This window comes from Streptomyces sp. NPDC001068 (assembly GCF_042897315.1).
In the GTDB taxonomy this organism is placed as follows: Bacteria; Actinomycetota; Actinomycetes; order Streptomycetales; family Streptomycetaceae; genus Streptomyces.
Map to the genome: position 1 here is coordinate 169,667 of NZ_JBIAYD010000009.1, position 26,997 is coordinate 196,663.

A 26,997-nucleotide genomic window follows, 5' to 3' on the forward strand; every position below is an offset into this window, starting at 1 on the left:
TCAGTTTCTCGACGGGCAGATGTCGACGGGTGTCCGCAGGGCGCCGACGGTGAGCATGGCCCGGCGGCGGAGCTGGTTGGCCACGGCACGGGCCAGTGCCATGCCCGCCATCGAGTGGTCCGGGTCGTCGACGCTCAGGTGCAGATCGACGTGGCCGACCGCCAGGTCCTCCGTCGCCAGCGCCGCCCTGACGTGCTCGGTCAGCCTGCCGCCCAGTTCGTCCCCGTACGGTTCGCCGGGTACCGGGTCCGCGGCGGCCAGCGCCTCGGACAGGGCCCGGAGTTCAGCGGTGGACACCGCGTCCTCCACGCGGAACAGCCGTTTTTCGAGGAGCGGCTCCAGGGGCAGCCGGCGCCCGGGGGCGGCCGGCTCCGGGTCGGGGACGACGGTGTCCGGCCGGTGGTCCGGGTTGGGGATCCACTCACCGAGAGTGTTCGCGCCGCCGACGCCCGGGACGATCGGCCGGCCGCCCCTGACGAAGCGGGCGGCGACGCCGCCCGCGAAGAGCACCGCGTCCCGGCCGGTGGTGTCCGGGCGGATCCCGTAGGCGTCGAGGGTCGCCGCGGCGTCGATGGCGCCCGGCGCGTCGACCTCCCAGACGTGTCCCCCGGCCAGCCGCCGCGCCGCCGCCTCGGGCGAGGTGTCGGCGCTCACGAATCCGTGGCCTGGGCCGCCCTCCTGGGCATGGGCCACGAGGTCCAGTCCCTCGCCGCCGGGCAGCAGACCCTCGGAGAGGACCGTCCGGGGACCGCGGCCGTCGGCGACGAAGACCGGCCGCGCCTGGTACGGGATCGGCGGCGGGATGATGTCGGCCGCGTCGGTGGGGATCGCCGCGTTCGGCATCGGCCCCTCGAAGATCTCCAGTACGGCCGGGACGGTCTCCCCGTGCCGCGCGGCCACGGGAGGCCGGGGTTCCTCCCTGTCGGTGCCCTGCCCGCCCGCCGTCGTCACGACGGTGCGGGCGGGTGCCGCCGGTGCGGGGGTCACCAGGGGCGGCGGTGTGATGTGCTCCCAGTCGGGCCCGGCCGCGGCCTCCTGGGGTCGCGGGGCCACGACGACGAACTGTTCCCTGGTCCGGGTGTTGTGGAAGAGGCCGATGTCCACGGCGGGCGCGTACACGGGCCTGGCGGTCGCCTTCCGGCTCGACAGGGCCTTCGCCAGTGCCTGACCGCGGCCCGCGTGCGGCACGACCGGCACGATCGGCTCGCCCAGCGGACGGCCGGTCAGCTCCGGGTCGTGGGTGAGCAGTTCGGCGATCTCGTCGACTGGTACCGGGCGCCGGGTGCCGTCGGACCAGGGCATGTCGATGTGGTCGGGCCCGCCGTCGGCCAGCAGGAAGTAGGCGAGGGGCTGCTGGTCGGGTGAGGTCCCGTGGACGGGCCACGGCGCCGGCCGGGACCGGGCCCTGGCTCCGTCGGTGCCGTCGGACGAGGCGAGGTACCGGTCCACGACCAGGGAGCCGGCCGGCGGCGCGCCGGTCCAGGTGCGGCCCAGGACGCGGCCGTTGTACGACTTCAGCAGGGTGGCCGGGGACAGGGCGCCGTTGCGTTCCAGGTGGTGTGCGGCCACCGCCGTCGGGTTGCCGGGGTCACGGCCGGCCGCGGCCGCCGCGGCCGTGGTCCACAGGAGTTCCTCGCGCCGTGCGTCGTCCACGGGCCCGGCGGAGGGGTCCAGGTGCAGCACCTTGACCGCCAGGGCGTCGACGTCGGTGGCCGCCTCCAGGCTCTCGACGGCCTTGACCGTCGCCCACAGCGTCCACTGCCGGTGCGTCCGCGTGGTCCGGCCCGCGCGCAGGCCGAGAACCTCGGCGGCCCGTGCGTCGGCGTCGCCCATCGCCAGCAGCCCGAGGGCCTTGTCCACCGAGGGCAGCGGCACGAAGTCGCGCAGCGCCGTCCCGGCGGGCCGGGTCTCCGCAGCCGACAGCAGCGCGCGGACGTCCGCCGGGTCCAGGAACCGGTCGTGAGCCCCGCCGGTGCCCGCGGACCGCCCGGCGTGCGAACGGGCGGCACGCTCCAGCAGGTCCAGGGTGAACTCTCCGGTGTCCCGCAGTCCCGGATCGTCGCGGCGCATCGACTCCAGCGCGCCGATACCGCGCAGCAGCCGCCGGTACTCCCCGTGCGGGTCCTCCCGGTCGTCCTCGACGGAGGCCCCGAACACCTGGCGCAGCGCCCGCACCAGTCGCACCGTGGTGGCGCCGTCGCGCTCGTGGGACGGATCCGCCTGCGATCGCGGGTCCGTCGTGGCGGTCAGGTCGTCGAGCACCGCCCCTGTCGGTTCCGGCCGCAGCTCCAGCCATTTGGGCCGCTCTCCTTCGGCCGTCGTGGCGATCGCCTGCAGCCAGGTGTCCTTCTCGCGTGTCAGGTAGTGGATCCGGTCGACCGCGAACACCGTACGGCCGACCCGGTTGGCCACCTGCTGGGCCTCGGAGACCGTCTCCAGCGGGTCGGCGACGAAGGGCGCGCGGCTCGCGGCGTGGACGACGGGGTGTCCGTCGGCGGCCGCGCCCACCCAGCACGACATGAGGACGACGACGCCGTCGGGGGCGAGGCCCCGCAGGCTCGGACGCCGCAGCAGGTACCTGCCGACCTCGTCGCCGCGCGCGTGGCCGCGGGACCCGTACGTCGTCACCAGGATGAACGCCCCCGGCCTCCCGTGCAGGGCGAAGTAGTACGCCGGCCGGCCGGTCCACGGCACCTTCTCCGGGTCGTCGTAGTGCGCGAGGTCGACGGGGTCGATGTGCGTGTACTCGTTGTCCATCGTCCGCAGGGAGCTCAGAGGCTGCTCACGCTGGTACTGGTCGCTCTTGTCGAGCACGCTACGGCCGTACGGGCGCCCGTCCGCGACGAGCGTGTGGGTCATGAGCCCGTCGTCCGCCACCTCCTTCCCGTCGGTCATCCGCACGAAGTCCGTGGGGAAGAGCTGTTCGGGCGGGGGTGGCGGGCCGTCCGGTTCACTGGCGAACCAGCTTCCCACCGGCTCCCCCGGGATCCGGGAGTCGGTGACCGCGATCCGGGTCGGCCCGGAGGAGGAGTCGTCCTGGAGATCCACCCTGCCGGTGTGCGTCCACACGGTCCGGCCGGTGCGGACGGCGACGGTGCGCGGCAGGCGCGGGCTCAGGGCACCGGCGTGCGGGACGACGAGGACGACACCGAGGCCGCCGTCGAGCGCGGTCAGGTCCTCGTCCATGGCCAGCAGTTCGGCGAACACGTCCGGTGCCACGTACGACCGGGTACCGTCCGCGAGCCGCACCACCACATGCTGGTGGTCGCCCTTGGCCGCGATCACGTAGGGACGGTGGTCACCGGGACCCTGCTGCTCCCACAGCGCCGTGGGGGTCGGCTGCACGGCACCCTTGCCGGTCCGCCGGTAGGACGCCGTGACCAGGTCCGTGACCGGCTTGTCCGTCCAGTTGCGGCCGAGGGGTCTGCCGTCCGCGGCGGTGATCCGGTTCGCGTCGGACAGCGCCCCCCGCCGCCGGAGCTCGAACGCCCTGAGCGCGGCCAGGCTCGTCGCCCGGCCGGCCGCGATCGCCTCGTCCACCATGTCGTACAGGGCGCGGCGGTGCACGTCCCGTACCGGCTCCTCGCCCAGATCCAGCTGCAGGAGCCGGTGGACGAACGGATCCGGATCGAAGGAGTCGTCGGCCAGGCCGAATCCGGGCTCGGCCCGCCGCAGCCTGTTCAGCAGTTCGATGGCCGGTGAGCGGGGCGCCGGGTCGATCTCGATGTCGGTCTGCCGCCGCAGTTCCCGCAGGCCGGAGCCGTCGCCGGTCGCGTTCCGCCCCTTGCTGACGGTGTTGATGCCGAACGCGTCGGCCCCGACACGGCGCGCGGTGGGCGGATCGTCGCGCTGGAGCAGTGTCAGGGCGTCGCCGATGCCGGTCCTGAGCAGGTCGGCGACGGCGTCCGCGCGCTCCTGGCCGGTGCGTTCGGCGCCTCCGTCGCCGTGCACCACCCTGTGCCAGGAGCCGTTGCCGTACCCCGTGACGGTCGTCCAGGGGGCCGAGAACCCGTCCCGTACGTCCCGCAGTCCCGTCTCGGCCACCTTGCGGGCCAGGGCGGCGAGTTCCCCGCGCTGGTCGGGGCCGATCTCCTTGGAGCCCTCCTCGAAGGTGACCCTCGCCCTGGTCCAGGACGACGGCGCGGCGGCCGTGTCCGTCGTGGTGGTGGCCGGACCCGTGGCGTCGACGGCGGACTCCCGTCCGGCGTGCGGCGGTGCGGCCGGGTCGACGGATCCGGGGGACGCGGCGGACGCGGCGGACTCCACGGCCGTGGGCGCGGCGTTGCCGACGGGTGCCGAGGACGACGCCGGGGCGAACGGGGCCAGCGGCGGCGGGTCGGTACGGGACCAGCCCGTCGAGCCGGTCCCCGCGGCGGGTTCGTCCACCACCAGGTAGTACTGCCCGGTCGCGGCGTCGTGGTAGAGGTCGGCGTGCGTCTCGGGCATGAAGGCCGTACGGCCGGTGGCCGCGCGGTCCGAGAGCGCCGACATCAGGGGACGGCTCGCGCCGGCGCCCACCCGGACCGGCACGATCGGCTCCGCCTGCGGACGTCGGCTCAACTCATCGTCTTCGGCGAGCATTTCGGCGATCTCGTCGACCGGCACCGGGCGTCGGGAGCCGTCCGGCCAGGGCATGTCGACATGATCGGGACCGCCCTCGGCCAGGACGAGGTAGCCGGAGTTCTTCTCGGTGCCGGTTCCGGAGCGGTGCCACGGCACCCGGCGCACCGCGGCGCTCGCCTTGCCGACGGCCGGGTCCACGGAGATGTACCTGTCCCTGAACAGCGGGTCGGTCATCGGCCGTCCGGTCCAGTTCCGGCCGGTCACCCTGCCGCTCCAGGAACTGATCACCGTCTCCTTGGACAGCGCACCGTTGCGCCGCAGGTGGTGGGCGGCGACCGCCGTCGGGTTGCGGACGTCGCGGCCGGCCGCGGCCGCACCGGCCGTCGTCCACAGGAGTTCGGCACGTCGTGCGTCGTCGACCGGGTGGGCGGCCGCGTCCAGGTGCAGGACCTTGACCGCCAGCGCCTCCGTGTCGGCGGTCTCCTCCAGCGCCTCCACCGCCTTGACCGTCGCCCAGAGCAGCCGCTGCCGGTCGGCGTCCGTGACCGGGCCCGCGGCCGGGTCCAGGTCCAGGACCCGGACGGCCCGCTCGTCGGCGTCGCCCGTCGCGAGCAGCCCGAGGGCCTTGTCCATCGACGCGAGCGGGACGAAGTCACGCAGGGCCGTCCCGCCGGGCCGGGTCGACGCCGCCTCCAGGACCGCGAGGACGTCCGCCGGGTCCAGGGCCGCGCGCGTGGCCCGTGCCGCATGTGCCCGGGCGGCCCGCTCCAGCAGCTCCAGGGTGAACGGACCGGCGTCCCGCAGCCCCGGGTCGTTCCGGCGCATCGACTCCAGCGCGCCGATACCGCGCAGCAGCCGCCGGTACTCGCCGTAGGCGTCGTCCCGGTCGTCCTCGACCGCGGCCCCGAACACCTGGCGCAGCGCCCGCACCAGCCGCAGCGTGGCGGCCCTGGTCTCCTCGGGTGCCTCGCCCGGCCGCGTGTGCAGGCCGGCCTCGCGGGCCAGGTCGTCCAGCGCCTCCCCGGCCGGCTCGGGGCGCAACTCCAGCCACTTGCGCCGTTCCCCCTCGGCGGTCGTGGCGATCGCCTGACGCTTCACACCCTGGTCGTACGTCAGGTAGTGCACCCGGTCGACCGCGAACACCGTGCGGCCGACCTGGTTGGCCACCTGCTGTGCCTCGGAGAGCGTCGCCAGCGGGTCGGCGACGAAGGGCGCCCGGCCGGCGGTGTTGACGGAGACGGGACCGTCCGCGGCCGCGCCGACCCAGCAGGACATGAGCACCAGGACCCCGTCGGCCGGAAGCCGCCGGAAACTCGGGCTCCGCCGCAGGTAGCCGCCGACCTGGTCGCCGCGGGCGGACTTGAGGGTGCCGTCCGCGCGTCTGATCTCGAACGCCCCGGGGTGCCCGTGCAGGTTGAAGAAGTACGCCTCCCGGCCGATCCAGGGCACGGTCTCGGCGGCACCGTACAGCCGGCCCCCGACGGGATCGATGTGCACGTACTCGTTCGCCGTCGGCATGGAGCCGAAGTACTCCTCCCGCCCGGCGATGTCGCCCTTGCCGAGGACGGCGCGGCCGTAGGGGCGCCCGGCGGCGGTGAGGGTGTGGCTCATGATGTCGTCGTCCGGCACGAGGGTTCCGTCGGTCGCGCGCACGAAGCGCTCCTCGACCCCGGGTGCCGCGTCGCCGGCCGGGAGGTCGTCCGGCCGGCTCGCGAACCAGGTGCCCAGCGGCTCGTCCGCCGCGTTCCGGTCGACCACCGCGATCCGGGTCCGCTTCGAGACCGCGTCCCGGTACAGCCGCACCTCGCCGCTGTGCGCCCAGACGGTCCTGCCGGTGCGGGCGGAGGCGGTGCGCGGCAGGCGCGGGCGCATGGCTCCCGCACGCGGGACCGCGAGTACGACACCGAGGCCGCCGTCGAGCGCGGCGAGGTCCTGGTCCATCGACAGGAGCTCCGCGAACTCCTCCAGCGGCACCCGGGGCAGCGAGCCGTCGGCGAGCCGCACCTCGACATGGTCGTGGTCGCCGCCGGCCGCGATGACGTAGGGGCGGTCGTCGCCGGCTCCCCGCTGCCGCCACAGCGCGCTCGCGCGGTTCACGAGGATGCCCCCGCGCAGCAGGGAGGAGGACCGGGTGGACAGGTCCACGGCCGGGGTTGCCGTCCAGTTGCGGCCCAGGGAACGGCCGTCCGCGGCGGTGATCCGGGTCGCGTCGGACAACGCCCCGTGCCGCCAGAGGTGGTAGGCGCCGAGCTCCGCGAGGCTCGTCGCCCGGCCGGCCGCGATCGCCTCCTCCACCAGGGCGTAGAGCTTCTGGCGATGGGAGTCCCGCACCGGCTGCCCCGGGTCCAGGTGCAGGATCCGGCGTGCCAACGGGGCCGGGTCGAAGGGTGCCTCGCGCAGGGCGGCGTCCGGATCGGCCTTCCTGAGCTCGTCGAGCAGGTCGACGGCGGGTGACCGGGGAGCCAGGTCGACGTCGACGTCCGCCCGCCGGCGCAGGGCTCGCGCGTCGGTGGCCTGGGACCCGCCGTCGGGGATCTTCCGCCCCTCGCTGACGGTCAGGATCCTGAAGGCGTCGGAGCCGACCCGCCTGGCGGTGGGCGGATCGTTCCGCTGGAGGAGGTACAGGGCGTTCCACAGCTCGTCCCGGAGCACGTCCGCCACCGCGTCGGCCCGCTCCTGCCCCGCGCGTCCGGCGCCCCGGTCGGCGCTTCCCGGCGTCAGCCACGAACCGTTGCCGTACCCGGTGACGGTGATCCAGGGAGCGTCCAGTCCCGCGCGCACGTCGCGCAGACCCACCTCCGCCACCTTGCGGGCGAGCGCGCCGAGACGGCCGCGCTGGAAGGGATCGATCGCCGTGGAACCCTCCTTGAAGGCGACCTTCCGGTGTGTCCAGGGCCCCGTCGAGCCGATCCCCTCGGTGCGGGCCTCACCGGCCGCGTCCCGGTCGCCGGCGAGGGTGCCGGTGGCGACCGCGTCCGACTGTGCCGGGTTCGCGGGGGCGCTCTTGCCGGGGTCGGTCCGGGGGGCGTCGGACATGCTGGGGACCGGTGCGGCGGCGTCGGCGGCCGCCATGGACCGGATCTCCGGCCCGCGTGCCGACGCCTCCGCGTCCGGCACGGTGACCGCCGTGGCCTGCGCCTCGGTCCGGTCGCCGCCGACGGCCTCGGCCGCCCGCACGACGTCGAAGCGCAACTGGTAGTTGCCGTTGGCGTCGCGGAACAGGGCTCCGCCGGTGATCAGGTGGGCGTCGTCGCCCGAGTGGCCCTTGAGTTCGTCGAAGGTCCTGACGATGTTGTGGGTCGACTTGCCGTTGACGGTCCTGAGGACCTTCTCGTAGGCCTCGTCGCCCGCGACGAACTGCCTGCTGCTCGCGTCCCCTTCGAGGAGGGCGCCCAGCGCCTTCTTGGCGGCCGGACCGGAGATGTTCTGCCGGTAGATCCGGTCGGGCAGCCGGTCGGGCAGGTCGGCGGCGGACTTCGGCCGTGCCAGGTCCTTTTCGACCGCGTCGGCGAGCTTCTTCCGGGACAGTTTCTCGCCCGCGAGCAGCCGCTGCGCGGTCGACCACTGGTGGACGAAGGCGTCGGCGGCCGTGAACTCCTCGCCGGCCGCACGGTAGTTCTCCGCCATCACCGCGAGGGTTCCGCCGTCGTCCGTACGACCGTAGAGGTTCATGAACCTGGCGCCCGCCAGCGGTGCGTTGGCCTCGCCGTTCTCCTCGGTCGGCGTGTAGCCGGCCGTCACGTCCTCGATCTGCACGAAACGGGGTGGGATGCCGGTGCCCGTCGCGGTGAGCGCCGTGGACCGCTGGGCCCACATGGCCTCGCGACCGCCCGGCGGCTCGGCGCCGGTGTCCTGGAGCGCCTCCGCGTACCGCGCCAGCCGTTTCGGAGCGGGCAGGAGGGCACGACGCGGGGCGGACGGCTGCTGCGGGGGTGCGGACGGCTGCTGCGCGGGTGCGGACGGCTGCTGCGCGGGTGCGGACGGCTGCTGCGCGGGTGCGGGTGCCGGGACGCGGGCAGCGTCCTCGGCACCCGCTGCCTGCGTCTCGGGCACGGACGCCGGGGTCTCGACCACGAACTCCGGGGCCTCGACCACGAACTCCGGGGCCTCGGACCCGGACACCGGGGCCTCGGACACGGACACCGGGGCCTCGACCACGAACTCCGACGCCTCCGCTGCGGACTTCGGCGTCGCCGGTGCGGACTGCGGTGTCTCCGCCACGGACTTCGGCGCCCGGGGCGCGGACTCCGGGGCCTCGGACACGAACTCCGGGTCCCCGAGCACGGACTCCGGGGTCTCCGCCGCGGACTCCGGGGTCTCCGCCGCGGACTCCGGGACCTCGGACACGAACTCCGACGCCTCCGGTGCGGACTGCGGTGTCTCCGCCACGGACTTCGGTGCCCCGGGCGCGGACTCCGGGACCTCGGATACGAACTCCGGCGCCCCGGACACGGATACAGGCGCCTCGGACGCGCATTCCGGCGTCTCCGGTGCGGGGTGTCGGCGTGGCTCGGGTTGTGGGGTGGCCCGCTGGTCGCGGACGACCGGCGGGCGGGGTCGCGTGTTTCCGGGGGGCCGGCCGCCGTCGTCGCCGAGTTCGCGCAGGCGTCGGTGGACCGCCTGCAGCCGGGCCTCCGCGCCCTCCAGGCGCTCCCGCAGCGCCTCCAGCGGATCGGCCGTGCCGGACGAACCGGCACCGGCGCGCCGGGCCGCCTCCGCCGCGTCGAGCAGGGCGATCGCCTGTTTCCACTCGACGACGGCCTCCGCGCGGTCCTCCAGTACCTCCGGCTCGGTGCGCTCGTCGGGTACGGGGGCGGCGTGCGCGCCGGAGGGGCCCGGTACCGGCGGGAGTTGGGCCTCGGCGCCGGGGGCGTCGGCCCGCCGCTTCCCGGCCCGGGTCGGTGTCAGGAGCTGTTCGCGCCGCTCGGGCGGGAGGCCGCCGGTGCGGTGGTCCAGGGGCGGGGCGGGGTTGAAGGGAGCGACCGGGACGGCCGCCAGGTACTCGTCGCCGCGCTCGTACACCGTCACCGTGTCCGCGCCGCGGACCGCCGCCGTGCCGAAGGTGTCGACCGTGCCGTTCTCGTGGACGAGGGTCAGGTGGATCCCGTTGGCGCGTGCCGTCAGTTCGGCGGCCAGCAGGGCCGTGGCGCGGTCCCAGCGCCGGGCGGCCGTCAGCTGTGCCCGGACCAGGGCCTCCTCCTGCGGACGGGTGAGCGTCAGGGACGCGGGCAGCCGGCCTCCGCTCTGCCGGAACTCACGGTCCTGCGCGTCGGTGAGCGTCACCCCGGCGTCCGTCAGCTCCGCCGGCCGGAACGTCGCCCGGGGGGCGAGCCGGGCGGTGGCGGGCAGTGCCCGGGCAGGTCCGGGGAGGGTCACGGTGGAGGGCACGCCGGCGGCCTGCTGCCGGGCGGCCGCCAGCCCGGTCGCCACGGCCGCGTAGAAGCGGTTCCCGTCACCGGCGGGTTCCACCAGGTCGAAGACGTGGCCCTCGGGGTCGGTCAGCTGTCCGGGTCGGGTCGCCGCGTCGTATCTGGGCTCCTTCGCGGACCCGGCGGCGTCCAGCCCCTCCCAGGTCCAGGGGCGGGTGGCGTGTGCGGGCAGGACACCTCGGGGCGCGGCCGGCGCGGCCGGCACGGTCACCGGCGGCCGGGCGGCCTTGCCTGCGGTGCCCTGCGTCGGCCGCTGTTCCAGGACGCGGAAACGCCGGTCCGCGAGGTACAGCACCGCCTTCTCGGCGTCCGCCGCGGCCGGCACGTCGGGATCCGGCCCGAAGTCCTGGAAGGTGCCGTCCGCCGCGACGACCCGGACGACGGTCCCGAACCGCGGGGCGGCGAGGGCCGCGAGCAGGTCGGCGGCGCCGTGGTCCCAGCCGGACCCGTCGTCCGCGGCGGCCGGGCGGCGCAGTTGCGCCACGGCGACGGAGCGGCGCTGGGCCGCGGTCAGCGGCCGGTGGCGCTGGTCGGGGGTGGGCCGGGGGCCCGCCGAGTGCGGGAGCACGCCGAGGGCGTCGAACTCGCGGCGCTCCGGGGTGCCGGTCCCGAGGTCGACCCCGGCGGCCCGCAACTCGGCGTCGGTGAAGGTGTCCTTCGTGTCCGGTGCGACGTAGGCGAGCAGCGGTGAGTCGTCCGGGAGCGCGGCCAGCCGGTCGGCGAACTCCTGGCGCAGGGTGTCGGCGTCCACGGTCAGGCCGAGGCTCTCGGCGAGGCCGTGGAAGAAGGAGCGGCCGTCCTTCGGTACGTCGAGCAGCCGGTGGACGGTGCCGCTCTCGGGGGCGACGAGCGCGGGCGCGCCGTCGGCGGTGACGGCGTCGGCGTAGCGGGGGCGCGCCGCGGCCTCGGGCTTCGCCTTGGCTGCGGCCGGTGTGAGCACCGGTTCGGGCACCCCGGCCCGCGTCGGGACCGCGTTCGGGTCGCCCGCGGTGCGCGGGTCGTCCGGCAGGCGGTGCCAGCGGGTGAGCCGGTCGGTCTCGGCCCGTACCTGGTGGAAGGCGGCGGCCGCGGCCTCGGCGGCGGTCTGCTGTTCGCCGACCTCCCGCAGACGGGTGTCCAGGGCGGCCCGCGCCGTCCGGAAGGTCCGGGCCGCGGTCTCCGCGTTCTCGTCGCCGGCCAGTACCCGCCGGTCGGCTGCCGCTCTCCGTGCGCCGGCCGCCTGCCTGGCCTCCCTGACGGTCCGGTCCAAGTCGGCGAGCCGGCTGTCGCGTTCGTCCCGTTCCAGTTCGGCGAGCCGTACGTCAGCGCGCTCCCGGGCCTCGCGTGCCGTCCGTATCCGCCCGTCGAGCGCGTCGAGCTGTTCGCGCGCGAGTTCCGCCCAGCCGTCGTGCTCGGGCTGCGACGCGCTCTCCGACTCCCGCTGCGCGAGGAGTGCCTCGACCGCGGCCCGGGCGTCCGCGGCCGTGGTCCGGGCCGCCGTGAGCCGGTCCGACGCCGGCCGGTCGCGCCGTGCCTCGGCGGCCGTGACCGCGGCGACGACGTCGGCGTGGGCGGCGATGTGCTCCCGCCGCGCGGCGGCGCGGATCTCGTCGCGCCCGCGGCGGGCGACGGACCTGGCGGCCCCGGCCGCGTCGAGGGCGTCCTGCAGGTCGGCCAGGCTCCGGCGCAGCTTCCAGTACTTCCCGTCGGCGTCGGACCACGCCTTTCCGGCGTCCTTCACCCGGTCCCAGGCCTTGGCGACCTGCGGGGGGAAGGTGGCGTCGGTGATCAGTCCGAGGTCGCGGGCGACGTCCTCGCGTACCCAGGCGATGGCATGGGTCCGCGACTCGACGGCCTGCGGGCCGGGTCTGACCCCGCCGAAGGGTCCCATCAGGTGGTCCCGGACCCAGGTGGCGACCGAGCCGTCCTTGAACTGCCGGTTCACGTCGGCGATGCTCAGCCAGGTGACCGGGACGGCGAAGGCGAACGCGCGGGCCCCCTTCGGCTTGACCCGGTCCTGCTTCACCAGTTCGCCGGTGATGAGGCGACCGTCGGTCTCGATGGTGTCGGAGCCGGTGCCGCTCGCGCCGGGGCCGGTCAGGCCGACCATGTCGGTCTTGACGGCCGGGAAGACGCCGAGTGCCGAGTCCTGGGTGCCGCCCTGGGAGGCGGTCACGTTGTCGCTCTCCGTGTACCGGTCGGCCGCCTCCATCCGGACGTTGTCGGCCACCGTCAGCAGCTCCGCGCCGGCGAAGTCGGGCCTGGAGTACATGGCCAGGGTCCCGTCGGACCGGTCGGCGAACAGGTCCTCGGTCAGCCCGGCGACCTGGTAGCCGTCACCGGTCGCGCTGTCGTGGAAGAACGCGGACAGCGCGCCCTTGCCGGTGCCGTCCTCCAGTGCCTGCGCGGAACCGGTGCCGGGTACTGTCAGGCCGCTCGCCGTCGCCCTGTCCAGCGTCCGGTCCAGCGCGTCGCCGGTCAGCTCCCCCCTGGTGCCGGCGAGCGTGTTGTCGTAGGCCTTGGCCAGCGCGACGACGTTCGCCGCCTGGACGCGTTCCGCGCCGACCACGGTGCGTACCTGGAATCCCTCGGCGGGCATCGTGAACGGCCTGGACGTGCCGTCGGCGTGCGGGGTGGCGCGCCACTCGGCGAGCCGCTCGGGTGTCGTGGGGACGTCGTGTCCCGTCAGCACGTTGACGGTCGGCGGCCCGGCGTCGAGTTCCGGCGGGGCCAGCGGGTCGGGAGCGGTGTCGGCGGCGGTGGCCGTCGAGGTGTCCGGCCGCATCAGGCTGGTGGCCACCAGTTCGGTCAGCCGGCCGACGTCGCCCTCGGTGAGGACGTGCTGCTTCTTCTTCGTCCTCCGTGTCTTCCCGAAGCCCGAATCCGCCGTGTCGCCCTCGATCTCCATGCTGAGTTCGAGCCGGTAGGCGGTGGTGAACTGGGCGTGCGGCTCATTGGTGTACGTCGAGAACAGCTTCGTGCGGGTGGCCGACCGGGAGCCGGACGTCGTCTGCCGGTTGGAGCCGAGTTCGGCGTAGGTGGGTCCCGCCGCGGTCACGTCGTGGTTGGCGGTGTGCACGCCTTCGGTGGCCAGCACACCGAGGTCGCGGCCCTTCGCCACGTCGAAGGCCTCGCTGACCGTCTCGACCGCCAGCCGGTGGTCCTCCATCTCGATGCCCGGCCACAGCCCCGTGAACTCCTGGCCGTTCGCGTCCGGAACCAGTCGCGCCCGTATCCGTACCGTCCGCGTGCCGATCCTGGCGCGCTTCCAGCCGGGGCCGCCGATCCGGGCCGGCACCGAGGTACCGATGCCCGTCATCTCGCGGCGCAGCGCCCGGACGACCCGGGCCGAGGCCAGCTGCCGGACGGCCTCCCGGCTCACGTCGTCGAACCCCAGCTCGCTGATCTTCCGGTCGAAGTCCTCCAGCACCCGGGAGGTGTCCAGTGAGGTCACGGGGTAGGTGGCGAAGGGGTTGCCGCGGAACCACTCCGGTTGCGTCCACCGGCTGGCGTCGTACATCGGCACCGCGCCCGCCGCGTCCTTGACGATCTTGAGCAGGTGTGCGCTGCGTTCGGGAACGTGCCCGAGCCAGCCGCCGCTCACCCGCCACCGTTCACCTGCCCAGCCGTGGACCCGGTTCGGCAGCAGGCGTGTGAGCGGCGCCAGCAGGCCGCCGGTGCGCACGGCCGCGGCGACCTCGTGCTCCGCGTCGCCGGCGACCAGCACCTGGTGTCCGCCGTCGACCCGGTTGATGTCGGAGGTGACGGTCCGGGAGACCTGGACCGCCTTGCCCCGGGAGCGCCACCAGGGACGGAGCACCAGTCCGTAACCGCCGGTGATCTCCGGGCCGACGGAGTGGGAGTGGTTGTAGATCAGGGTGCCGCCGAAGGACTGGGTGAAGGACTTGGACTGGGACCCCGACGCCTGGGTGCTGCCGCCGACCGTCGTCTCGGTCCGCAGCACGGTGGGCCGGCCCAGGGCGCGCAGCGCGGTCACCCGCACCCGGTGCACCACGGTCCCGAGGTAGTCGAGGTAGGGGCCCTTGCCGAACAGCCCTGTGGTGCGCGAGCCGAGCGGTCCGGAGCTCTGGTCGAAGTCCGCGGTCAGGAACTGGGCCCGCTCCGAACGGGTCGCGGCGTCGTGTGCGGGCGCGCCCTCCTCGGTGAGGTGCCACAGCCCTCCCGAGGCCTTCTTCAGGACCCTGTCCACGATGCCGGGTTCGCCGCCCAGCGCCAGCACGGACACGGTGTGGTGGGGGTGTTCGCCGAGCGCTCCCGGCCGCCGGCCCGCCTCGGTGGCCGGCACCGAGCCCGACGTCAGCGCTCGGGCCTCGGCGTGGGTCATCGGCTCCCTGGTGACCCGGTCGGCGTCGGTGCCCGCGTACGGGTTGACGGCGCCCGGCGCGTGCGGGTTCCGGGCCGGCATGTGCTCCGAGGGGACGCTGAGCAGCACCCGGCCGCGGGGGGCGGGATCGGCGGCGGATTCCCCGAGGACCTCGGACCTGCCCTGGCTGAAGACGAACGGCTGGGTGCCGAGGACGCCGAGCGAGGCGATGCCCCGGAGCAGGCTGCGGAAGCGCCAGTAGCCACCGGTGCTCGCGGTGAGCTTGAAGCCGTAGCTGTACAGGTGGGACGGCTTGTTGCTGACCGCCATCGGCTCGAACGTGGCGCTCGGGCCGTAGCCGATCCCGTGCTGCGTACGGCCGTCCGCCTGGTAGCCGAGCTGCGCGGTGCCGCCGTGCTTCGGGGCACCGACGTTGTCGACGGCCTTGTCGCGCACCGATCCCAGCACCTCGAACCCGGCGCCCGCGCTGTGCGACATGCTCTGCTGTCCGGCGACGGAGGTGGCGCCCGGGGAGCTGAACCGCATCTTGAGGTCGTTCTGGGTGCCCTCGTAGCGGCGGCCGGTCAGTTCGGCGTCCAGCCAGATGTACCGGTAGCCGCGGGTGGCCCGGCCGGGCTCCACCAGACCGACCCGGATGCCGGTCGTGGTCATCGCCTCCAGGTTCCCGGCCATGCTGTGGTGGGACAGCGTGTTGACGACGGTCAGCGTGTTGGACAGCACCATCTGGTAGTGCGCGGCGTTCCGCCACGCGGAGGGATCGCCGAGGTCGGCCAGCGGGGCGACCATCCCGGGGTACTTCCGGCCGACCACCTCCAGCACCTGGTCGATGAGGGTGTCGAGCACGGTCCGCGCGGGTCCGGCGTCCGTCCCGGCGAGTTCGATGCCTTCGGCGCCCTCCGCGGCGGGGGCGGTCGCCGCCGGCCGGCCGCTGTAGCTGCCGTCGGCGAAGGTGAACTGTTCCACCCGGCTCATGCCCAGGGTGGGCGGGCGGTCCTCGGTGAGGTACGCCGGGGCGAACGGCTCCGCGCCGCTCCGCGCCCGCAGGGTCGTGCCGTCGTCCCAGCCGGCCAGCCGGCGCGCCTCGGTGGGCGTCATCCGGTCCAGGCTCCAGGTGACGAACGGCGTCGCCCGCGCGTCCCCGGTCTTGCGCACGTACACGGTCTTCTCGACCAGGTACAGGCTGCTGGTGGTGTCCTTCACCTGGCCCGCGGTCTTGACCGCGCCGGAGCCGCCGGTGACCTGGGTACGCCCCGACGTGTGGCCGTAGCGTGCCACGGGTCCGAACTGGATGCGGAGCCGCAGCGCGTCGGTCAGACCGAACAGGCTCGGCAGGTTGAAGGTCGGTCCGGCGACGGCGGCGAGGTCCTGGTTGAGGGACCTGGTCTCCCTGCGCTCGTTGCGGACCGTCAACTGGCCTGTCTCGCGCAGTTCCTGGAGGTCCGTCTCGGTGATGAACAGCGCCCGTCCCGGTACGGTCCGCTCGATCACGAACGCGCCCAGCGGGGTGCGCTTCCTGTCGTCCGCCAGCAACGGCACACTGGTGACCCGGGAGTGGGAGAGCCGCCCGGACAGCTGCTGGAAGCTGTCGGAGGAGAAGAGGGCGTCGAGTTCCTGGTAGGCGGAGCTGGCGGGCCGGGCTCCGATCCGGTCGGCCGCCCAGTCCCGGATCTCCCGGACCGGACCGAAGTCCTCGGTGTACACCATCCGGTAGTCGGACCCGGCGTCGAGCCGCATCGTCCTGGGCGTCCGGCCCGGCTCCGAGCGGTCCGTCAGGCTGTCCGGCACCCGCACCCCGAGACCGTCGCGCACCGCGAAACCGAAGGCGGCGTCGGGGTTGCGCGCCTCGGCGGGCCTGCTGCGCCAGCCGGTGCCCAGGACGCCCTTGCGAGCGGGCCGCAGCGGCCCGTCGGTCACGGTCAACTCGTAGTAGACGTCGTCGAGATGAAGGTGGGAGGGGCCGGCGGAGCGGTTCTCGCTCTGGTTCACCACCTGCTGGCTCATCAGGTAGTCGAAGGCCCGCGTGTATCCGAACCGCGCGGAGATCCGGCCGAACCCGGCGAACAGATGGCTCGGCGGTCCCACGGGTACGCCCGGGGCCAGCTGGCGGGTGGTGGCGACCGTCTTGCCCGCTCCGGTGGTGATCTGACTGCGGTTCAGGTTGTCGACCTTGGTGACCTTGCCGGCCCCGTCGCCGAACCGCTCCCACTCCCCGTAGTTCCGGGTCCGGACGCGCAGTGTGCGGATCCGCCCCTCGGCGGTGCGGTACACGAAGTCACGGCCTTCGCCCGCGAGGGTCCGCGGTGCGGTCGCCAGTGCGTGCCCGACCCTGCCGAGCAGGTCGTCGGTGCCGCTGCGGGGCGGGCGACTGACGCGCGACGGCCTTCGCCGGGGTTCCTGGGGCCGGGTCGCCGGGTCCTGTGCGAGCTGCCGCTCGATCTCCCGTACGACCTGGTCGGCGCCGCGCAGCGTCACCTCGCTCTGGCCGAAGGCCGCGGCGTCGTCCAGCACGGCCAGGCGGTCGGGGTCGGTGAGCACCTCCGGGTCGTGCTCGGCCATGAGCGTGAGGAGGTTGAGGTGGTCCGGCATCCTGCTGCCGTCCTCGAACCGGCCCGGGCCCTGGTGGACGGGCGGCGGCAGCAGGGCCCGGTCGAGCCGGGCCGACCGGTGCAGCTCCAGTTCCTCGTCGATGCGGGCGCCGGGGAACCTGGGCCGCTGGACCCGGGCGGGCGGCTCGTCGGCCGGCGGGGTGACGACGATCTCCGGGATCCGGTCCCCGGCCGGGGCCCGCCCGGACGCCTGGGGCTCTTCCGTGTTCAGGGGCTCTTCCGGGTTCAGGGCCGCGGCGGGCGTCCGGGAGGCCGTTCCGCCGGGTGCGAAACCCAGTCGCAGGCGCTTGAGGTCGACCTCGCCGGCTCCGGGACCGGCTGCCTCGGCCGCCTTCAGGGCCATGTAGGCGCGAGCGGCCACCAGGGCGGTCGACTCGAGGTTCTTCTTCCAGTACGACGGCAGCCCGGCGTGGACCTTGGCCACGTCGTCGGTCGCGGCGGGGCCGTAGGGCGACTTCACCCGCCGCAGCTCCTTGTTGACACCGGCCTTGAGCTCGGAGAGTTCGGAGACCGACAGCCCCTCGGCATCCTGCTCATCGGCGTCCCGCCCCTCGGCGTCCTGCTCCGGCTCGGGGTGTGCCGCGTTCCGGTACGTCTCCTCGAACGCCTCGGCGTGTTCCGTACGGATGCGGTCGATCTCCTGGCGGACCCAGCCGACCACGGCGTCCGAGGTCACCGTCATGGGCTCGATCCGCACCTCGGACAGGTACCCGGCCAGGTCCTGGTGCGCGAGATGACGGATGCGGGCGGCGTCGCGCAGCGCGTCCAGCGCGGCGGCGAGATCCGCCGTGGCGGCGGGCCGCGCGTCCGGCCGTAGCTGTGCCGTGTGTGTCACGAAGTCATGGACGAGCGCGGCCTGTTCGTTCCGGTGCCACAGGGCGAGGTCCCGGGACCAGTCGGACTCCGCGCCCCGGGCCCCGGCCAGCTTGGCGGCCTGCCGGACCGTGCCGTCGAGGGAGTCGGCCCGGCCCGTCAGGAGCGACGCCGCGTACCGGACGGCTTCCGCCAGGCGGTTCGCCGTGTCCGAGGAGGGCCGCCCCTCGCCGGCGGCGAGCCATTCCGCCGTGTACAGGTCGCGCAGCTCCCCAAGCCGGCCGTCGTACCAGGTACGTTGCTCCTGGGCCCAGGTCGGCCGACCGCGCGTGAGGTCGCCCGCCCCGGGAACCACGAGCGCCTTCCGGAACGCCTCGTGGGCCCACTGCTCGGCCTGCCAGCTTCTGTGGGCCCGCGTGTAGTGCTCCCGGAACCGCTCCACCAGCCCGGAGGCCGAACCTTCGTCGCCGGTGGCGGCGGTGGCCCTCTCCCGGCCGAAGTCGTCCCGGATCGCACGGGCCACGGACGAGGAGCCGAACGACGCGTACGTGGAACGCAGCTTCCAGGACAGCGCGATCTCACGGTCGAAGACCTGGTACGCCTCCGCCGTGGCCTTGGCCCGGCCGTACGCCTGGTCCAGTCTCTCGTCCAGTTCGGTGGTCAGCGCGTCACGTCCGGCGCCGGGCTGCTGTGCCGACTCCGTCCACCGGTCGACGAACCACTCCCGGATCCTCGTCTGCTCCGTGTACGGAACGGTCTGCCGCGTCGCCGGGTTGTCGGCGAGCCGCTGTTCGAACGCCTGGTAGACCTCCGCGCGCAGCTCCGTGCCGGCCCGGAGGTCGGCCAGCGCCTGCTCGGCCGGGGACGCGGCGTCCCGGGAGAAGGTCCCGTCGGCCTGGCCGCGCGGGCGGCCGGATGCCCCGAACGGGGTCCGCTCGACCGTCAGCCGCGTGAAGTCCAGCCGCCACTCGGGGCTTTCCCGCCACCGGCTGTGCTCGGCGTCGAGCTTCGCGGCGTCGTCGTAGAGGGTCTGGATCCTCTCCTGGGCGCCGCGCACCGCCGTGCCGACGTCGTCCGGTGTCCGGGCCGCCCTCACCTCCGCGGTGAAGGTGTCCAGGACTTGCCGGCTGTCCTCCCGGAAGGTCCGGCGGGCGTCCGCGGAGCCGATGGACGACGCCCGCGTCTCGACCTGCCCGCGCAGGTCGGCGTCCGCCTCGAAGGTGGCGAACCCCTGCCGTAGCCGCGTCCGCCACGCCTCCTGTTCGGCACGGTGCCGGGGCATCTCCACCTCGTGCACGAGGTCGCGCCGGGCCTGATCGCGTGCGGCGCCGAAGGCGTCGCCGTCCGCCCGCTCCGCCTTCAGCGCGGCTTCGGCGTCGCGGCCGGCCGGACCGTAGACCGTCTGGTGGGCCTGCGCGGCGTCGTCGCGGAAGTCGTCGGCGATCCGGCCGAGGACGTGGCCGTTCAGGGCGTAGCGTCCGGTGACCGATCCGGTCGCCTCGTCGACCTTGCTGGTCAGCTCGTCGAACCGGCGGCCGCCTTCGGCGAGCGCCGCGTCGAAGGCTTCCTCGTAGGCGAGTCGGTCGGACAGGGACCGGGTGTACGGGTCGAGGACCCTGTCGTAGAACTGCGCGTCCCGGGCGTCGAGTTCACCGGCGGACCACTGGCCCTTCTCCGGCATGCCGACGTGTTCCCGGTAGGCGTCGGTGAGCGCCCTGCGCATGTCGTCGCGGACCCGCTCGGCCCGCGAGCCCAACTCGGTTCCCTTACGGGCGTCGAGGGCCGCGTAGAGGTAACTGTCCGCCGTGTCGAGCGCCTTCTCCAGGCCGGAGTGGAGGTCGTGCCTGGCCCCCGTCCGCTCCGTCAACGCCAGGTGCGCCTGGGCCAGTTCGGTGGTGTAGGTGGCCCAGTCCTCGGCGGACAGGTCCTGCGGCCTGCGCGAGCCGAGGATCTGGGCCACCTCGTCGTCGAAGGCCTTGGTGTGGTCGGCGAGCATCCTGTCGGCGACGTCCCGGGAGGCGACGTACCGGTTGTCGCGTATCTCCTCGGCCTGTCGGCGCAGGTCGCGCTCCGCGGCCTTCGCGTCCAGCCTGGCCGCCCAGCGGTCCTGGAGTTCCCCCAGGGCGCGGCTGAACCCGTGGGCCGCGTCGGCGTACTCGGCGCGGGTGAGTTCGCGCACCGGCCTGCCGTCGGACAGTTCGGCGGTGGCCTCGGCGTACTCGTCGAGGAATTCCCCGCGCACCGCGCCGATGTCGTCCGAGGACCGGTCCAGGCCCCTGGAGTCGGCCATGGAGTCGAAGGCGCGGGTGGCGTCCTCGGCCAGCGTCAGCCGGGTCTCAAGGCCACGGGTCAGGGCGTCGAAACGGGAGCGCGCACCGTCGAGGAGGTCCGTCAGGAAGTCCCGGTGCACGAGGGTGCCGTCCAGTTCCAGCCGCTGGGTGAGTTCGTGCAGGCCGGCCGTGAACTCGTCCAGGAAGTCGGTGCGGAAGGCCGCCTCGTCCTTCGGGGAGAACGGGCGCCGGCCGAACAGGGCCTCGGAGACGAACAGGTCCTCCCCGGGGCGGTCCGGGTGGGTCAGCGCGCGGTCGAAGGCGTCCGAAGCGGCGTCGCGCAGCTGACGCACGGCGGCCTCCAGCGCGAACTCCTGGGGAAGGCCCTCGTAGAGACTCCTGGTCGCCGCCTCGCCCTGCCGGGTGGTGAGTTCACCCTGTTCGACGGCGTCCCTGATGCTCTCCATCCGGGTTTCGAGGCGCTGTTTGACCTCCTCCCGCCAGGGACGCGGCTGGGCGCCCTGCGACCTGCTCTCCTCGCGGATCATCCGGTCGGCCAGCGGACGTGCGGACAGGCCGTGGTCCAGGCCGCCGAGGTGCTGCTCCAGCCTGGCGGTCAGCGATTCCTCGAACGCGTGCGTGGCGGGGTCGGATTCACCCGTGCGGGAGAACTCGAAGCGTGCCTCGTCGAAGGCGGCGGCCACGGTGGAGACGAGGTCCTCGGGGACGCTGAGCCTGCGGGCCCACTGCTTCGGTCCGGAACTCTCGTCCGCCGACCGGTGGACGGCCTCGACCAGTTCACCGGCCGAGGGACCCCGGTAGCCGTCGTCCAGCACCGACTCCAGCGCCTTGACGAGTCTGGCCTGCAACGGGGAGTGGGTCACGGCACCGGTCTCGGAGTCCACTCCCACGCGCAGGTCGTCGGCGCGCTTCTCCGGGTGTTCCTCCAGGTACTGCCGGTGTTCGTCCACCGCCTTGCGATAGGCGTCGGCGAGCCCTTCGGCGTAGTGGTCGGAGACCCCCTCGCCCCTCACCACGGCTTCGATGTCGGTGACCGCCTCGGACCTGACCGCCGGGTACTCGTGCGTCAGATCGCCGCGGACGTCCTCGAAGGCGTTCCACAGACGCCGGTTGTGTGCCAGCCGCTCCGCGGCCCGTTCCGCCTCCGCCGCCAGCCTGGCCGCGTAGGTCCCGTCCTGCCGGCGGCTGGACTCCTCGTACGCGGCGTTCTTCGCGGCCGACGTGTCGTGGCGGTAGTCGTACGCGTCCTGCCCGGGCCGGTCCACGGCCGCCTCCGCGGACGGTGCGTCCGCCGCGCGCGCGTCGGTGACGGCGGTGGCCGGCCCGCGGGCCCCCGCCCCGTCCGCCGGGCCCGGGTCCCGGACCCGTCCTGCTCCCTCCTGTCCCGCCTCCGACGCCTCGGACACGTCGGTGGCGTCCGTGGACTTCGCCGCGGCGGACCTCGACGGGTCGGCGGCGGACCTGGGCTCCACCTGCCGCCCGGCGGCCTCCCTGAAGGCCGCGAGCCGCTGCCGTTCCGCCTGGGTGACGTGCGTGGCGGTGTCCGTGGTGACGTGCGTGGCGGCGTCCGTGGTGACGTGCGTGGCGGCGGACTCCCGGTCCGGCGCGGTCCGCCCGGCCCCGGCCTCCTCGGAGCCGGCGGCCGACCGCACCTCGTCCGTGCCCCGCACCCCGTCCGTGCCCCGCCGCGCGTCCGACGCTCCGCCGGGCGCGCCGGTCCGGGTCTGCCCCACCCCGTCGGCCTCGGCCTCGGACCCCGTGCGGGCCGCCCTGGCCGACGCCCCGCGTACGGTCGCGCCGGACGCCTCCACGGGCGTCGTCATGTCCTTCGCCGACGACGCGGACGACGCGGTCGTGGCGCCTTCCTCGCCGGACGCGGTCGTGGCGCCTTCCTCGCCGGACGCGATCGTGGCGCCGTCCTCGCCGGACGCGGACCTGGTGTCGGCCCTGCCCGCGGGCCGCACCTGGCGGCCGCCCGGACCGGCGGCCGACTTCAGCGGCGCGCGTCCCGCGTTCGGCGTCGTGCGCGTCCCCTCGGCGGCACCGGCGCCGCGCTGCCCCTGCTCGGTGCCCGAACGCGCGGCCGTGTCCCCGAGGCCGGCCCGGGCATTGGCCGCGTCCGTCGCGGGGCCGCCGTCCACCGTGCGGCGGGCGCCCTGCTCCCCGGCCGTGGACCTGGCAGCCGTACCGCCCGCGGACTCGAGCGCGCCCGTACGGGCACCGCCGCCGCTCCGCCCGGCCGACGCCTCGCCCGGCGCACCGGCCGGATGCCCGGCCTCCGGCGTCCCGGACGCGGCCGACCGCACCGCGGACGCGGCCTCGTCGGCCGCCACCCCGCGGACGCCCGGGTCCTGCGTCCTGCCGCCGCCGACGGCGTCCGTCGTCGGGCCCGGCGTCCCCGAGGCCGCCTCGTGCGGGGCGGCGGTGGCCGGCTGGGCGTCCAGGTTCGTCCGTACGGCGTGCGGGGCGGCCCCGGATGTCCCCACCGACTCCTGGCCGCCGGTCGAGTGTCCGGCCGTGACGGCGTCCACGGTCCGCTGCGCGGCCTGCGCGGTCCTGGCCACACCGCTGAGGCCGGAGCCGACGTCGTGCAGGACGCCCTGCTCGCCGGCGCCCTGCCTCGCGCCGTCCGCCGCGCCGCTCGTGACCGGGTTCGTGTCCCCTCCGGTCGTCCCGGTCCTCTGCGCGGGCTGTACGGGCTGGGTGGCGCCGTCGCCGCCCGTCCTGACCGCCGAGGAACCGCCGGGCGAGGCGCCCGCGTCCACCGGGGTCACCTTGTCCGGAACGGCTGTCCCGCCACCGGTGCTCGGACCGTCACCGGTGCTCGGACCGTCTCCGGTGCTCGGGCCGTCACCGGTGCCGGTCGTCGTCACCTTGGCGGGGGTCGGCGCCGGAGCCGTGTCCACCGACGTGCGTGCCGTGGTGCCCGTGAGCGTCCGGGTCACCGTGGAGTTGACCTCGACGTCCGAGGACAGCGTCAGGCCGGACTTGGTGAGGCCCTTGGAGGAGTCGGCGATCGTCCCGCTGACGGAGGTGACGGACGTGACCGAGGACGGCAGGGTCAGGCCCGTACCGGTACCGGCGCCCGTCGGGGAGGTGCCGGCCGAGGTTCCGACGTCGCCGGTGCCGACGTTCACGTCGGGAACGTTCACGTCGGCCTTGGGAACGGTCAGCTTGTCCTTGGCAAGGCCGGCCAGGCCCTTGGTGGCGGTGGCCACGGCGATGCCGATCCCGCCCCACAGCACCATGTCCGAGATGAAGCCCGGGATCTGCTCCAGGGAGGTGGGGACGGGAATGAGCTGCTGGGCGGTGGTCTCCAGGCCCGCGGCGGCGTTGCCCGCCGCCACCGAGGCCGCGTTGACTCCCATGAACTCGATGCCGAAACGGGCGACGTTCCCGGTGACGCCCGCCATCGTCACGACCCAGTCGGGCAGGGTGTCCCCGATCACGCTGACGGCGGAGCCGACGAACTCGCCGACGTTCGCGGCCATGGTGCCGATCGACTCGACGGCGCCGGCGATGATCTCGCCGACCCTGCCCATCACGGAGAGCGCGGCTCCCAGCAGGCCGAGGAGTTCGGGGGCGGCGAACAGGAGAGCCCCCAGGAAGACACCGACCAGGCCCGCGATCAGCTCCGCCAGCGCCTGTTTCGCCAGCGTCTCCTCCTGCTCGGTGCGGAGCATGGCGTAGTAGTTGATCATCTCGCCGGTGTCCCAGAACTCCTCGATGATGTTCATCACCGATTCCCGCTGGTCCGCGAACGCCTGGGTCATGTACATCTCGGCGTCGCCCCGCCACGCCCCGAGGTTCAGGTCGAATTCCGCGCTGGTCATCCTGGCGGCCTGCTCGTCCAGGAAGTCACCGAAGTCGATGAGGGCGTTGCCGAGTTCGTAAACGGGATCGGGATCCCAGTTCTTGTCCTGGAACATCGACTCAGACATGATCGGGGCTACCTCAGAATCCGGTTTCGTTGACCGCGGTGGTGTGGTAGTTCTGGTCCGGCCCACCGCTCGGCTGGTCCACGGTGTCGCTCGGCGAACCGGAGGAGGCCGAGTCGCTGTCGGCCTGCACTATCCCGGTGTGGAAATTCAGGAACATCGTCTTTACGGCGCCCTCGCACTGGGCGTAGTTCTGCGCGGCCTTGCCGATGCCCGCGGTCAGGGTGTTGAGAACGCCCTTGGAGGGTTCCGCCTGCGTGCCGTAGAGCTGCTCCGTCACCGTCGTCCAGCGGGTGTTGAAATCGTCGGCGACGTCCGCCGCGTCCCCGGTCCAGGAAAGCCTCAGTTCACCCAGGGAGTTCATGATGTCGGCGAGCGCGTCGCTGATGTTCTGGCCGGCCGCGTTCACCTGGTCGCAGGCGGCGGTGAGACCGTTCGGATCCACCGAGATCGTGACGGCGTTGTAGTCGTGGGGGATGTGCGACATGGTCCGATCTCTCCTCAGGATCCCGACGAATTGGCGACGTTGGCGGTCTCGGCCGAGATGTAGTTCTCTTTGCTGGTCATCATTCGTTCGATCATGTCGGTGAGAAGATCCTGGAGATCCGTCATGACTTTGGTGACCTGCGCGGAGACATCGCTGAACGAATCGCCCGCGGGGCTCCGCCAGGCGTCCTCGACGGCGCGGTACTGGTCCTGGATGGTGTCGATGTTGTCGCCGATCACGTCGGCCCGGTCGCGGACCAGGGTGATGGACTCGCCCAGCTGACCGATGTCGACGGCCCAGGCCGCCGGGGTCATCACCGTCGTACCGTCGGCGAGCAGGTAGGAACCGTCGCTCTGCAGGGTGGCGCTGTCGACGCCGTCGTCGGTGACGAGGTAGGTGGAGCCGTCGGACGCGGTGAAGATGCCGGTCTGGGTGTCGAGGGTCCCGCTGAGCACGGTGCCGTCCGCCAGGACGACGGTGGTCCCGTCGGAGGAGTAGAAGTCGCCGCCCGACATGTAGCCGTACAGGACCGTGCCGTCGGGCAGTGTCCTGGTCACGCCGTCCTTCAGGAAGCTGCCGTCCGGAGTGCTGATGCCGTGCTCGACCTCGCCGTCCGACGAGACGTAGACGGTGCCGTCCTGGGAGATCCAGCCGCCGTCCTGGGTGGCGCTTCCCAGCAGCGTCCGGCCGTCGACGGTCCGTGAGACGAGGAACTGCCCGTCCGCCGTGGTCTGTCCGTTCAGGACCGTGCCGTCGGGCTGGATCTCGACGGTGCCGTCCTCGGACACCCACGTCCCGTCGCTCAGGACGCTTCCGTAGACCTGCCGGCCGTCGACGGTCCGCGTCTGACCGTTGGGCAGGAACGTTCCGTCCGGGGAGGTCAGCCCGTTCACGACCTCACCCGCCGGAGAGACGTAGACCGTGCCGTCCTGCGAGATCCAACCGCCGTCCTGGGTGTCGGTCCCCAGCAGCGTCTGTCCGCCGACGGTGCGCGGGGTGAGCGACGTGGTGTCGGAGGCCGACTCCTCGGACTCTCCGGAGGCGGTCCCCTCGGCCGAGTCCCCGGAGTCCGCGGAATCCACGTCCGCGGAATCCACGGGATCCACCGAATCCGGCGAATCCACCGGGTCCGAAGCGGGGGTCCCGTCCTGGCCGGTGCCGTCGTCCGCGACCGTCGTGGTCGGGTCGTCCCCGCCCTGCGTGTCGCCGTCCGCCGTGAACGACCCGTCGGGCGAGGTCTGCCCGTGTTCGGTCACACCGTCCGGCGAGACGTAGACCGTCCCGTCCTCGGAGATCCACCCCCCGTCCTGTGTGTCCGACCCCCACACCGCCTGCCCGTCGACCGTGCGCTCCGTGAGGAACAGCCCGTCCGACGACGTCCGCCCGTGCTCGACCACACCACCGGACGTGACCATCGTCGTCCCGTCCTCCGACAGGAACGACCCGTCGTCCAACCCGGTCCCGTAAACGGTCTGCCCATCGATCTGCCGCACCTCGCCACCGGCCAGAAACGACCCGTCCGGCGCCGTCAGACCACGCTCCACCTCACCGTCCGACGAGACATGGACCGTCCCGTCCTGCGAGACCCACCCCCCGTCCTGCGTGTCCGACCCCCACACCGCCTGCCCGTCGACCGTGCGCTCCGTGAGGAACAGCCCGTCCGACGACGTCCGCCCGTGCTCGACCACACCACCGGACGTGACCACCGTCGTCCCGTCCTCCGACAGGAACGACCCGTCGTCCAGACGGGTCCCGTAGACCTCCGCGCCGTCGACGACGCGCATCTCACCGTCGGGCAGGAACGCGCCGTCCGGCGCGGTCAGACCGTGCTCGACCGTGCCGTCGCCGGAGACGTGGACCGTGCCGTCCTGGGAGATCCAGCCGCCGTCCCGGGTCTCGGAGCCCAGCAGATGCCGGCCGTCCACGGTCCGTTCGGTGAGGTCCTGGTCGTTGGACGTGGCCGGGCCGGGATCCGTGTCGCCGGGGTCCGGAGCGGTCTCCGTACGTCCCGCTCCCCCGGATTCCGGTGCGGTGGGGGTGGAGGCCGACCCCGTTGTGCCGCCCGCCCCGCCCTCGTGCGGCGCGGGCGCCGGTGCCGGGAGCCGTGCGCCGCCGGTGTCCGCGTGATCCGCCGGAGTGGCGCCCACACCGTCCGCCGGGCCGTCATGGCGCTGGTGGTTCCGGTGGCCGTCGTGGCCGTTCGCGTGGGTCCCGCTGGTCGTCGGGGAGAAGAAGTCCCTGTCCAGGTGGATCAGCGACCCGTCCTCGGGTGATCGACCCGCCTCACCGGGAACGGCCACCCGGCCGTCGTACATCCGGTCCGCCGGCGCGGAGTCCGGCGAGTCCGCGAGGCCGGCGGCGGCCGTGCCATCCGGTGCCGGGGCGGCCGTCGCCCTCCCGGGTTCGAACAGCTCGCGGTCCAGGGGAATCAACGCCTCGCCGTCGGTGTGCGCGTTCGCCATCTCGCCCCGTCTCCCCGTTCTCCCCGCACGGTCGGCCACTCCCTGGGTGTCCGCACGCCAAGAGTCCTGCCACGGCAGGGGATT

Annotated in this window: 3 protein-coding genes; all 3 read right to left on the reverse strand. The window is 73.9% G+C overall.

Annotated elements, in window-relative coordinates; all coding sequences use genetic code 11:
• Genes ACFY3I_RS25415 through ACFY3I_RS25425 form a run of 3 tightly spaced genes read right to left on the reverse strand, consistent with a single transcriptional unit; the run spans window position 1 to window position 26,913 of the window.
• On the reverse strand, window positions 1–23,967 hold the full coding sequence (locus tag ACFY3I_RS25415) for a lonely Cys domain-containing protein (protein ID WP_390862919.1): 23,967 nt from the start codon (window positions 23,965–23,967) through the stop codon (window positions 1–3).
• A gap of 13 nt (window positions 23,968–23,980) precedes the next feature.
• Window positions 23,981–24,451 (reverse strand): WXG100 family type VII secretion target, encoded by a 471-nt coding sequence (locus ACFY3I_RS25420; protein ID WP_390862921.1) that lies wholly within the window; start codon window positions 24,449–24,451, stop codon window positions 23,981–23,983.
• 14 nt (window positions 24,452–24,465) lie between these two features.
• Complete coding sequence (locus ACFY3I_RS25425; RefSeq protein ID WP_390862923.1) at window positions 24,466–26,913, reverse strand: WXG100 family type VII secretion target; 2,448 nt, start codon at window positions 26,911–26,913, stop codon at window positions 24,466–24,468.
• Window positions 26,914–26,997 lie beyond the last annotated feature (84 nt).

Excerpts from the sequence above, each read along its gene's own strand:
- ACFY3I_RS25415 (WP_390862919.1), bottom strand. The coding sequence starts at position 23,967 with ATGTCTGAGTCGATGTTCCAGGACAAGAACTGGGATCCCGATCCCGTT.
- ACFY3I_RS25420 (WP_390862921.1), bottom strand. The coding sequence starts at position 24,451 with ATGTCGCACATCCCCCACGACTACAACGCCGTCACGATCTCGGTGGAT.
- ACFY3I_RS25425 (WP_390862923.1), bottom strand. The coding sequence starts at position 26,913 with ATGGCGAACGCGCACACCGACGGCGAGGCGTTGATTCCCCTGGACCGC.